An 11,444-nucleotide genomic window follows, 5' to 3' on the forward strand; every position below is an offset into this window, starting at 1 on the left:
CCCGCGGTCGCGGCGCGCCGGATCCGTGCCGTCAGCGCTCGCCGACCTTGTCCGGTGCGAGCTCCTCGATGGTGATCGCGGCGTTGATCAGCGCGAGGTGGCTGAGGCCCTGCGGCAGGTTGCCCCAGAAGGCGAGGTCGTCGGCGGCCACCATCTCGGACATGATGCCGACGTCGTTCGGCACCGTCTCGACCAGCTCGTCCATCAGCGCGATCGCCTCGTCGTGCCGGCCGACGCAGGCGAGTGCGCCGGCGAGCCAGAACGAGCACGCGACGAACGGGTGCTCCTCCGCCTCCATGCCGGAGTAGCGGAACAGCAGCGCGCCCCGCCCCAGCTCCTTCACGAGCGCGTCGATCGTGGAGACCATCCGCTCGCCCCGCTCGTAGCCGCTGGGCGCGTGCAGCAGCACCGAGGCGTCCAGCTCCTCGGAGCCCGGGTACATCACGTAGGAGCCGAGCTCCTCGGACCAGCAGTTCTCCTCGATCCAGTCGCGGATGCGGTCGCGCTCGAAGCGCCAGCGGTCGGGGCTGCCCGCCACCTGGCCGAGCTCGGCGAGGTGCACGGCGGCGTCGAGCGCCTGCCAGCAGCCCATCTTCGACGAGGTGTAGTGCTGCTCCTCCTCGAGCTCCCACATGCCGGCGTCGCGGTTGCGCCAGAGGTCGCAGGTGGTGTCCGCGACGCGGGCGAGCAGGCGCCCGGTCTCGATGTCGAGGACGTTGCCCTCGTCGACGTAGATGCGGCAGATGTCGAAGAGGTCGCCGAAGACGCCGAGCTGGAGCTGGTTCTGCGCGCCGTTGCCGGCGACGACCGGGCCGATCCCCGCGTAGCCGGGGACGTCGTACTCGGACAGCTCGGTCGGCAGCGAGCCGTCGAGGCCGTAGAAGATGTGCAGGTCGGGGCCGTGCTCCTTGATCGTGCGCAGGAGCCAGGACAGCGCGGCGTGCGTCTCCTCCCGCAGCCCGAAGCGGACCAGCGCGTGCGCCGTGTACGCGGCGTCGCGCACCCAGGCGAAGCGGTAGTCCCAGTTCTTGCCGCCGTTGGGCGACTCGGGGAGGGAGGTGGTGGCCGCCGCGGCGATCGCGCCGGTGGGCGAGTAGATCAGCAGCTTCAAGGCGAGGGCGCTGCGCTGGACCGCGCCGGCCCACGGACCGTCGTAGGAGAACTCGTCGGACCAGGACTGCCAGCTGGCGATCGTGCGGTCGATGCCGCGGTCGACGTTCACCGCGTCGGGGAAGTGCAGGGGCTCGTCGTGCGTCGCCGAGACGACCAGCACGTGCCGGCCGCCGCCCGCGGTCGCGACGAAGGTGCCGGCCAGCTCGTCGCCGGCTCCGGAGGGCGCCGAGTCGTCGGCCGGGCCGTGGTCCTTGCCGGTGACGCCGATGGTGATGTCGCCCGCGCGGATCAGCGAGCGGCCGTCGGCGTTCTGGATCCACGGCGAGAAGGTGCCGAGGCCGGTGCCGGGGCGGACGACCCAGTGCATCCGCACCTCGCCCTCGGTGCACTCGATCCGGCGGGCCAGCTCGGCCCACGGGAGGCGGCCGGCGATGCCCGTCACGAGCGCGTCGGTCACCGTGACGGTGCCGGACTCGGTGGTGAAGGTCGTCTCGAGGACGTTCGTGTCGTTCACGTAGCGACGCGAGGTCTCCGCGGGCTCGTCGGGTGCCAGCTCGATGCAGCCGCCGGTCTTCGCGTCGACCAGCGCCGCGAACGCGGGGATCGAGCCGAGATCGGGGACGGGCAGCCAGTCGACGCTGCCGTCGCTCGCGATCAGGGCGACCGTGCGGCCGTCGCCGATCGCCGCGTAGTCGCGCAGGGGCCTGGTCGCTCGGGGTTCCGCCATGCCCTCACGCTATGCGGCGCGCGGGTCGTCGGCTCGGGCTTGCGAGGGCGCCCCCTTCCCGGTACCGCGGGCGCCGGACGGGCTCAGGTGGCCGCGACGCCGCCGTAGGCCTGCATGCGCTCGGTGAACTCGGCGCGGTCGCCCTCCTCGAGGAGGCTGTTGGCGTAGCCGGCGAGGAACGCTCCGCTGTCCGGCGGGGTGATCCCGACGTCGTCCAGCATCCGCTCGACGTCGCCCGTGCTGTCGGCACCGAGATCGACCAGGCCGATCTCGATCGCGGGCACGTTCTCGACGGTGGAGTACGCGGTGACGATCCACAGGGCCGCGCCCGCCTCCTCGTCGCTGAGGTCGCCCTCGTACTCGTAGCCGACCTCCGACCACTCGGCCGGAGTGTCGGCGACGTCGACGGCGTCGAAGCCCAGCGGGGCGACCGCGGCGGTGAAGACGTCCACCACGGCCTGCTTCGCGGCGTCGCCGCCGAGGTCGGCGTCGGCGTAGCTGGTCGCCGAGATGTAGTCGTAGAGGAGCGACGGGCCGCCGTAGCCGTTCTCGGAGCGCTCGTAGTACTCGTCGTCCGCGGAGGTCCAGCCGTCGAGGACGGTCGACTCGATGGCGGAGACGGCGGCCTCGGACTGCGCGATCGCGGCCTCGGCCGACGGCTGCGCCAGCAGGAGGGCGGCGTCGCCGTCCTGGTAGCCGGGGTAGTCGTAGAGGGGGTCGGTCGAGTCGCCGCTGCCCGGCTGGTCGCTCTCGCCGCCGAACGGCTCGTCGGTGAAGCCGGGAGCCGAGGTCGGCAGGGCGTCGGCGCCCGCATCGATCGCGGTGCCGATGCCGAGCGCGAGCAGAGTGCCGAGGACGCCGGTGTAGACGACGCCGACGACGATGCTCGTGCCGAGGGCGATCCAGCCGCCGGTGCCGAGCGGCCGGTGCGGCTGCGCTCCGGGAGCACCGGGCGGGACCGCGGGGGGCGGGCTCATCGGCGGCGGGCTCACGGGTACCTGGCTCATCGCATCCCTCCGGGGTCGAGCGTCGTCGACGCCAGTCTCGCACGCGCCGCACCGCGGGTCGTCGGCGCCGGATCGCTGCAGGGCCGCGGGAGGCGACGGTGCGGCGCCTGCGGTTTCCGGGGACAGGACAGGACGTCGGCCGTGCCGGTCGGGGCGCGCGGCGGAGGATGATGGCGGGATGGACGACGTCGTGCCTTCTGCTCCCCTTCCCGCTGCTGCCCTTCCCGCTGCTGCGCCGCTCTCCGCGGCGCTGCCCTCCCTCGGCGAGGTCGACGCGGGGCTCCGGGTCGTCGCGCTGCCGCTGCGCACGCGCTTCCGCGGGGTCGACCACCGCGAGATCGCCCTGGTGCGCGGACCGGAGGGCTGGACCGAGTTCTCGCCGTTCCTCGAGTACGGGCCCGCGGAGTCCGCCGCCTGGCTGCGCGCCGCGCTCGACTACGGCTGGAGCGAGCAGCCGGCGCCGCTGCGCGACCGCATCCCCGTGAATGCGACCGTGCCCGCCGTCGAGCCGGCCGAGGTCGCCGCGATCCTCGAGAGCTACCACGGCTGCCGCACCGCCAAGGTGAAGGTGGCCGAGCGGGGGCAGACCCTCGCCGACGACGTCGCGCGGGTCGCCGAGGTGCGGCGGATCCTCGGCCCGGAGGGGCGCATCCGGATCGATGCGAACGGCGGCTGGAACGTGGACGAGGCCGAGCACGCGGTGCACGCGCTCGCGGGCTCCGACCTCGAGTACGTGGAGCAGCCGTGCGCGAGCGTCGACGAGCTCGCCGATCTGCGCCGACGCGTGAAGTGGATGGGGATCCCCGTCGCCGCCGACGAGAGCGTGCGGAAGGCCGCGGATCCGCTCGCCGTCGCGCGCGCGGGCGCCGCGGACCTCCTCGTGGTCAAGGCCCAGCCGCTCGGCGGCGTGCGGCGCGCGCTCGACCTCGTCGCCGAGGCGGGACTGCCCGCCGTGGTCTCCAGCGCCCTCGACAGCTCGGTCGGGCTGGCGATGGGAGCGGCGCTCGCCGCGGCGCTGCCCGAGCTGCCCTACGACTGCGGGCTCGGCACGGCGTCGCTGCTCGCCGCCGACGTCACCGAGCGGCCGCTGCGGCCCGTCGACGGGGCGATCCCGGTCGAGCGGGTCGAGGTGTCGGAGGCGCTGCTGCTGCGGCACGCCGTCGCTCCGGAGCGGCTGGAGTGGTGGCGGGCGCGCCTCCGCGAGACGTGGGCGCTGCTCTGAGCCCGGGCCCCTCCCGTGCGGGGTCCAGGCGGCCTCGGCGGATCAGGCGGGCGGCGCGAGCACCGAGATGACGGCGGAGTCGTCCGCCGCAGCGAGGCCCTGCGCCGCACCGAGCAGGAAGAGCTGCTCCGCCGCGGCGGCGACCGGAGTCGCGAGGCCGGCGCCGCGCGCGGCCGTGGTGACGATGCCGAGGTCCTTGACGAAGATGTCGAGGCGGCTGAGCACCTCCGCTCCGCCCTCCTCGCCCGCCTGCAGCATCCGCGGGCCGCGGTTGCCGAGCATGAAGGAGCCGGCGGCTCCGGCCGAGAGCGTCTCGAGCGTGGCCGCCGGGTCGAGGCCGAGCTTCGCGGCCAGCGCCAGCGCCTCCGCCCCGGCCGCGATGTGCACGCCGCAGAGCAGCTGGTTCACCGTCTTGAACGCCTGACCGTCGCCCGGGCGGTCGCCGATGACGCTGAGCGTCGAGGCGAGCAGGTCGAGGACGGGGCGCGCCTGCTCTCGTGCCGCGGGGGTGGCGCCGACGACGATCAGCAGGTCGCCCTCCCCCGCGCGCACCGGGCCGCCGCTGAGCGGGGCGTCGACGAGCTCGACGCCGTGCTCGGCGAGCGCCGCAGCCACGTCGATCACGTCGGTGATGCCGACCGTGCTGGTCATGATGACCACCGAGCCGGGACGCAGTGCGGTGGCTATCCCCTCCGAGTCGGCGCCGCCGAAGAGCACCTCGCGCAGCTGCGCGCTGTTGCGCACGGCCAGGAGCGTCGCGTCGGCGCCGTCGACCGCCTCGCGGGCCGAGCCGAACGGCGTGATGCCCGCCTCGCGGGCGAGCTCCAGGCGCGGCTCGGCGATGTCGAAGCCGTGCACGGTCAGCGCGCCGGCCAGACGGGTGGCCATCGGCAGGCCCATCGCGCCGAGTCCGAGGACGGCGACGGTGTAGTCCCGCGCGGGTGCCGTGTCGGCGGCGGTGGCGGCGGGATCGGGAGTGGCGTCGGCAGTGGTCACGGGGTCCTCCAGGGGATCGGGGCGGGTGCGGGGTGCGCGGTCAGAGCGCGGGAGAGCGGAGCGTCGCGGCGACCTGCGCGAGCGACTCGTCGTCACCGACGTTGCCGGCGAAGACGATGTAGGGGATGCCGGCGGCGGGGCCCTCGACCGGCTCCCAGAGCGAGACGAGGCCGGGCAGCATCGGTCCGCGGACGATCGCGCGGCGGATGCCGAGGCCCTTCGAGGCGACGTCGCTCGAGGTGATGCCGCCCTTCGCGATGACGAACCGCGGGCGGGTGCGCGCGAGGACGCCCTGCACCACGGCGACGACGGCCGCCGAGACGCGGCGCGAGATGTCGAGGCTCTCCTGCGGGTCGTCGGTGCGACGGAGGGAGCGGCTGGTGTGCACCGCGACGTCGCCCTCCGCGAGGGCAGCGGCCGCCTCCTCGATCAGCTCCGCCAGGTGCGCGGGCGCGCGCTCGGGATCCACGGCGCGGTCGACGTCGATCTCGAGCGTCGCCCGGAGCGAGCCGGTCGCCGCGAGGCGCTCGAGCTGCCGCGAGGTCAGTCCGACGTGCGAGCCGACGACGATCAGGCCGCCGCGCGCGCGCTCGTCGGCGCCCGCCGTGCTCGGGAACACCTCGTCCGCCGTCAGCGGCGGGTGCACCTCCTGGCCGATGCGCGCCCGGACGAACGGCGGGCCGACGCGGTAGAGCACCCGCAGGCCCGACTCCTCCGCCTGCGCAAGCCCCAGCGACAGCAGGCGCAGATCGTCCTCGGTGACCGCGTCGACGACCACCGGCACGCCGCCGCGGAGCGGGGCGAGCACTGCAGCGACGGCGTCGGCGCCCACACGGATCGTGCCGAGGTCGAGGGCGACGACCCGGTCGGCCGGCCACTGCCCGCCGGTCTTCTCCTCGACCCACTCGCGAAGATCGGAGTGCGCGTAGCCGAAGGTCGAATCGCGGGCGAACTCCGTCTCGGCGACCGGCTGGAGGCCCTCGTCGCCGCGCATGTAGTGGACGCCGCCGATGGTGACCCGGCCTGCGTCAGGGAAGGCGGGCACGAGGAGGACGACGTCGACCGCGCCGTCGAGGGCGGCGGTGATCGTGTCGGTCTCGAGCGGGAAGTGCCCGCGGAGCGTCGAGTCGCCGCGGCTGACGAACGCGACCGGCACGTCGAGCTCGCGGGCGGCGGCGAGCGCGCTCGCGACGATCTCCCGGTTGCGCCCGGCGGCGTCCTCGGGCGCGAGGCTCCGGGTGTTGCTGAGGACGTACACGGCGGGGGCGCCGGTGGCGAGCGCCCAGCGGAGGTCCTCCTCCGCCCAGCTCGTGAGGACCGGCAGGTCGGCGACGGACTGCGTGCCGGTGGGGTCGTCGTCCAGCACCACGAGCACCGGCGTGCGGGCGGTGCGCGTGCGGGCCACGGCGGCGGCCTCGACCGGCACCTGCGCGGGGTGCTGCTGCAGCAGCGTCGTCTCCGAAATCACCGGTACTCCTTCGTCCTGGGGTATCAGATATCTTACAAGTACCGGAGCCGCGCCGGAAGAGGCCGCCGTCGGATCGAGCCGCCGTCGCCGCCTTCGTGCTGATCGAGCAGCGGAGCGGGCGCCCCCCCTCATGCTGATCGAGTAGCCCGCGAAGCGGCGTATCGAGATCCACCAGCGTCGTACGCCAGGTCTGCAGACCCCGCGCATGAGCGCGCCGGGTCTCGATACGCCCCTGCGGGGCTACTCGACCAGCATGCGAGCGAGGCGCCGACGGCTTCCGCCTTGCGGCCGCCGCCCCGTGCGGACCGAAGAAGCCGCGCGGCTGATGCCGACCGAGGACCCGTGCACCCCAGGCCGACCGAGGACTGAAGCGCCTGATGCCGACCGGAGAACCCGCGCACCACATGCTGATCGAGTAGCCCGCGCAGCGGGCGTATCGAGATCCACCGGCATCGGACGCCGGGCCTGCAGACCTCGCGTACGAGCGCGCGAGGTCTCGCCCCTGCGGGGCTACTCGACCAGCATGGGCGGCCCGCTGGGTCGCGGCCGCGCCTACGCTCCGGCGGCGGAGCCGCCGGCCGGCTCCGCCGCGAGCACGTAGCGGCGCAGGTCCTCGGCCGTCTGCGCGATGTGGTCGGCCATCGCGGCGCGGGAGGCGTCGGCGTCGCCGGAGCGGACGGCCTCGAGCACGGCGCGGTGCTTGACGAGGGCGTTCTGCTGGATCCGCACGAGCGCGGAGGTCTGCTCGCGCTTCTCGCGCATCACCTTGGCCAGCGGCGCGAAGACGGCCGCGACGAAGACGTTGCCGGTGGCGGCGAGGATGACGTCGTGGAAGGCGATGTCGGCGGCGACGAACGCGGCCAGGTCGCCGGCCTCGTGCGCGGCGGTCATCCGCTCGAGCTCCTCCTCCAGCCGGGCGAGGTCGGCGTCGGAGCGTCGGACCGCGGCGAGCGCCGAGGCGCCGGTCTCGATCATCTCGCGCACCTCGATCAGGTGCAGCGACGCGGCGGCGGAGTCGACGCCCGACGCGGTCGCGCGCAGGATCGGCTCCAGATCGCTCCATCGGGCGACGGGATTGACCGTGCCGCGCTTGCCCCTCCGGGCGTCGATGACGTTGAGGCCCTGGAGTCGGCCGAGCGCCTCGCGCATGGTCGCCCGACTGACGTCGTGCGCGAGTGCGAGCTCGCCCTCGCTGGGCAGCTCGGAGCCGATCGGGATGCGGCCGGCGACGATCTCGTCGAGCAGCGCGTCGGCGACGGTCGAGACGAGGGACGGACGCGGCACGGACCCCTCCTCGACTCGCGCGCCGGCCGGGCTGCGGGCGCTGGTTCAGGCTACCCGCGGTCGGGGCGGCGGCGCGGGAGGGCCAGAATGGTGGGTGCTCCGGCCGCCGATGCCCGCTGCATCCCCTCCCCTTCGAGCATCGGAGTCCCGTGACCGCACCCACCGTCCCCGTCTTCCTCGACTGCGACACCGGCATCGACGACTCGCTCGCCCTCGCCTACCTGCTCCGCTCGCCCCTCGCCGACCTCGTCGGCATCAGCACCGTCAGCGGCAACACCGACGCCCGCCAGGCCGCCGTCAACAGCCTCGGCCTCCTCGCCCTCGCGGGCCGCACCGACATCCCCGTCGCCGTGGGCGCGCACGACTTCCTCGAGGAGCCCTACTCCGGCGGATCGCCGCACGTGCACGGCGAGAACGGCATCGGCGGCGTGCTGCTCCCCGCCGGCGCGGAGCCCGTCGACGAGGACCCGGCGGACCTGCTGCTCCGCCTCGCCCGCGAGCACGGGGGCGAGCTGCGGCTGGTCGCGATCGGCCCGCTGACGAATCTGGCGCTCGCGCTGCGGAAGCACCCCGAGCTGCCGTCGCTGCTGCACTCGGTCACCGTGATGGGCGGCGCGGGGCTCGCGCCGGGCAACGTGACCTCGGTCGCCGAGGCGAACATCTGGCACGACCCGGCCGCCGCGGCCGAGGTCGTCGCCGCGGACTGGGACCTCACGCTCGTCCCGCTCGACGTGACGATGCGGCACCTCCTGGACGAGGAGCAGCGGGACGTCCTGATCCGCTCCGCCGACCCCCTCGCCTCGGCGATCGGGCACGCGCTGGACTACTACTTCGACTTCTACGTCGGCCACTTCGGCGACCGGACGGCGGCGCTGCACGACCCGATGGCCGCCGCGATCGCCGTCGGCGCCCTCGAGCTCGCCTCCGCCCCGCGCGTCCACGTCGAGGTCGACGCCACCTCCGGCCCCGGCCGCGGCCAGACCCTCCCCGACCTCCGCGGCCTCTACCGCGACGTCCACCCCGAGGACGCCCGCACCCGCTTCGTCCTCTCCCTCGCGGCCCCGTTCGCCCCCCACCTGATCGACGTGATCACCGGCGCCTGACCGGACCCGCTCCGCGCGGGGCATCGAGATCGGCGCCGCCCTCGAGCGGACGCGAACCGGGCCCTGCGCGGTGCGCGGAGCCCGCTCCGAGTCGAGTCGCGGCCCCGCGCGATCGCGCGCGCGCCTTCGCGTCGATCGGCCGCCCGCTCACCCGCGTGGGTCTCGATACGCCCCTGCGGGGCTACTCGACCAGCAAGGGTGCGCGTGCGCCTGTTCGCCCGAGCGAGTGGACCCGGAACGGGGTCCGACGCATCCGCAGGCCCCGATCCGCGTCCACTCGCGGGAACCGCGGCCGTCGACTGGACGCGGACGGGGGCCTCCGCGCTGCGCACGCACCGATCCGGGTCGAGTCGACGAACGATCCGGCGCCGGCCCTGGCAGCCGATCGACCACCCGCTCACCCGCGTGGGTCTCGATACGCCCCTGCGGGGCTACTCGACCAGCAAGGGTGCGCGTGCGCCTGTTCGCAAGCGCGAGCGGACCCGGAACGGGGTCCGACGCATCCGCAGGCCCCGATCCGCGTCCACTCGCGGGAACCGCGGCCGTCGACTGGACGCGGACGGGGGCCTCCGCGCTGCGCACGCACCGATCCGGGTCGAGTCGACGAACGATCCGGCGCCGGCCCTGGCAGCCGATCGACCACCCGCTGATCCACGTGGGTCTCGATACGCCCCTGTGGGGCTACTCGACCAGCAAGGGTGCGCGTGCGCCTGTTCGCAAGCGCGAGCGGACCCGGAACGGGGTCCGACGCATCCGCAGGCCCCGATCCGCGTCCACTCGCGGGAACTGCGGCGTCGAATGGACGCTGACGGGGGCCTCCGTGCTGCGCACGCACCGATCCGGGTCGAGTCGACGAGCGATCCGGCGCCGGCCTTTGCAGCCGATCGGCCGCCCGCTGATCCGTGTGGGTCTCGATACGCCCCTGCGGGACTACTCGACCAGCAGAGATCGCCGACCTTCACGCTCCGCAAGCGGCTCGTCGCGCATCGACGGCAGTGTACGGAGCAGCCCGTCGCCTGGTGACGGCCGTCGCCCACGGAGTGGCTCGTCGCGCAGCGACCACAGTGCACGGAGTGGCTCGTCGCACAGCGACGGCAGTGCACGGAGTGGCTCGTCGCGCAGCGACCACAGTGCACGGAGTAGCTCGTTGCGCAGCAACGGCAGTGCACGGACTGGCTCGTCACGCAGCGACCACAGTGGACGGAGTAGCTCGTTGCGCAGCAACGGCAGTGCACGCAGTGGCTCGTCGCGCAGCGACGGCGGTGCTCCCCGGCCCGTCGCGCTGCGACGGGCCTCCGATCTGCGGGTGCTGGTGGGTGCGATCGCAAGGCGGAGGAGGGGTGCGTGGCTGCGCCACGGACCCCGACGACAACGCCGCGAGCGCGCCCGCCAGCACCCGCAGATCACATGCCGGTGTCTAGGCCGGAGTAGGCGTGGAGCCCCTTGAAGAACACGTTGACGACTCCGAAGTTGAACATGACGGCGGAGAAGCCGATGATCGCGAGCCAGGCGGAGGGGGTGCCCCGCCAGCCACGCGTGGCGCGGGCGTGGATGTAGCCGGCGTAGATGGTCCAGATGATGAAGGTCCAGACCTCCTTGGTGTCCCAGCCCCAGTAGCGGCCCCAGGCCTTCTCGGCCCAGACGGCGCCGGCGATGAGCGTGAAGGTCCAGAGGATGAAGCCGATGATCGTGACCCGGTAGGCGAGGTTCTCGAGGGTCAGCGAGCTGGGCAGGGTGCGGAGGAAGCGGAGGACCGACGGCGCGCTCTCGCCGCTGCTCTCTCGGCGCGACTGGAGCAGCTGCGTGACGGAGAGCGCGAAGCCGAGGGCGAAGAAGGCGGTGCCGAGGATCGCGACGAGCACGTGGATGACGAGCCAGTAGGACTGCAGTGCCGGCGGCAGCGGGACGACGTCGACGTAGTAGTTGACGGTCGCGACGCCGAGCAGGACGAGGACGAGGCCCGTGATGAAGGCGCCGAGGAAGCGGAGGTCCCAGCGCAGCTGCACGGCGAGGAAGACGCCGATGATGAGGACGGTCCCGGTGATCGAGAACTCGTACATGTTCGCCCACGGGACGCGGCCGGCCGCGACGCCGCGGAGGACGGTCGCGCCGAGGTGCAGGACGAAGGCGAGGAGCGTGAGCGAGAAGCCGATCCGCATCGCCTTCGAGCGGGACGGGGCGTTGTAGACCTCGTCCTCCACGCGGCTGCCGAGGCGGGAGAGCGTCGCGGTGCGCCCGTTGCCGCCGGAACCGGAGGCGGACGCGGACGCGACGGTGGCCCGTCCGCTCGCGGCGCGATCGGCGGCGGCGCTGGAGGCGACCCGCTCGGCCTCGCGCACGACCTCGATCGATTCGCCGTCGGCCACGGACGAGCGCCGCGCCAGGTCGATGGCGAAGAAGATGAAGGCCAGGGCGTAGATGCCCATGGCGGAGTAGAGGCACAGCACCGAGTACTGCGAGAGGGTCTCGATCACCCCTCCAGGGTAAGCGACGGTGCTGCGAGGCGCCCCTGCACACATGCACA

At 73.8% G+C, this 11,444-nt stretch carries 8 protein-coding genes; 2 read left to right on the forward strand and 6 right to left on the reverse strand.

Going from position 1 to position 11,444, the window contains the following annotated elements:
* Nucleotides 1–31 precede the first annotated feature (31 nt).
* Entirely contained in the window at nucleotides 32–1,840 is a 1,809-nt protein-coding gene (locus HQQ82_RS07795) for a glycoside hydrolase family 15 protein (protein ID WP_173232490.1), read from the reverse strand.
* Nucleotides 1,841–1,923: 83 nt separating this feature from the next.
* Nucleotides 1,924–2,817 carry a hypothetical protein gene (locus HQQ82_RS07800; protein WP_173232491.1) on the reverse strand — a complete coding sequence of 298 codons (894 nt, stop codon included), beginning with the start codon at nucleotides 2,815–2,817 and terminating at the stop codon, nucleotides 1,924–1,926.
* Nucleotides 2,818–3,025: 208 nt separating this feature from the next.
* Between HQQ82_RS07800 and HQQ82_RS07805 the strand changes: the two genes are divergently transcribed.
* A complete protein-coding gene (locus HQQ82_RS07805; RefSeq protein WP_173232492.1) occupies nucleotides 3,026–4,069 on the forward strand; it encodes an o-succinylbenzoate synthase in 1,044 nt (347 codons plus the stop codon).
* Nucleotides 4,070–4,111: 42 nt separating this feature from the next.
* Here HQQ82_RS07805 and HQQ82_RS07810 read toward each other — a convergent pair whose 3' ends face one another.
* The 3 genes from HQQ82_RS07810 to HQQ82_RS07820 all read right to left on the reverse strand — a co-directional run bounded on the left by HQQ82_RS07810 (nucleotide 4,112) and on the right by HQQ82_RS07820 (nucleotide 7,817).
* Entirely contained in the window at nucleotides 4,112–5,065 is a 954-nt protein-coding gene (locus tag HQQ82_RS07810) for an NAD(P)-dependent oxidoreductase (protein WP_367947868.1), read from the reverse strand.
* 40 nt (nucleotides 5,066–5,105) lie between these two features.
* Complete coding sequence (locus HQQ82_RS07815) at nucleotides 5,106–6,533, reverse strand: four-carbon acid sugar kinase family protein (protein WP_367947870.1); 1,428 nt, start codon at nucleotides 6,531–6,533, stop codon at nucleotides 5,106–5,108.
* A 552-nt stretch (nucleotides 6,534–7,085) separates the two neighbouring features.
* Nucleotides 7,086–7,817 carry a FadR/GntR family transcriptional regulator gene (locus HQQ82_RS07820; RefSeq protein ID WP_173232494.1) on the reverse strand — a complete coding sequence of 244 codons (732 nt, stop codon included), beginning with the start codon at nucleotides 7,815–7,817 and terminating at the stop codon, nucleotides 7,086–7,088.
* 149 nt (nucleotides 7,818–7,966) lie between these two features.
* On the opposite strand from HQQ82_RS07820, the gene HQQ82_RS07825 reads away from it, so the two are divergent.
* Nucleotides 7,967–8,920, forward strand: coding sequence for a nucleoside hydrolase (locus HQQ82_RS07825; RefSeq protein WP_173232495.1), 954 nt, complete (start codon nucleotides 7,967–7,969; stop codon nucleotides 8,918–8,920).
* A 1,403-nt stretch (nucleotides 8,921–10,323) separates the two neighbouring features.
* On the opposite strand, the gene ccsB is transcribed toward HQQ82_RS07825, so the two are convergent.
* Nucleotides 10,324–11,346 (reverse strand): c-type cytochrome biogenesis protein CcsB, encoded by a 1,023-nt coding sequence (gene ccsB / locus HQQ82_RS07830; RefSeq protein ID WP_173232956.1) that lies wholly within the window; start codon nucleotides 11,344–11,346, stop codon nucleotides 10,324–10,326.
* Nucleotides 11,347–11,444: the final 98 nt, after the last annotated feature.

It is taken from the genome of Rathayibacter sp. VKM Ac-2856 (assembly GCF_013205055.1).
GTDB lineage: Bacteria > Actinomycetota > Actinomycetes > Actinomycetales > Microbacteriaceae > Rathayibacter.

What these genes read in the sequence shown, in the direction of transcription:
- HQQ82_RS07795 (WP_173232490.1), bottom strand. Translation starts at nt 1,840, where the DNA reads ATGGCGGAACCCCGAGCGACCAGGCCCCTGCGCGACTACGCGGCGATC.
- HQQ82_RS07800 (WP_173232491.1), bottom strand. Translation starts at nt 2,817, where the DNA reads ATGAGCCCGCCCCCCGCGGTCCCGCCCGGTGCTCCCGGAGCGCAGCCG.
- HQQ82_RS07805 (WP_173232492.1), top strand. Translation starts at nt 3,026, where the DNA reads ATGGACGACGTCGTGCCTTCTGCTCCCCTTCCCGCTGCTGCCCTTCCC.
- ccsB (WP_173232956.1), bottom strand. Translation starts at nt 11,346, where the DNA reads ATGGGCATCTACGCCCTGGCCTTCATCTTCTTCGCCATCGACCTGGCG.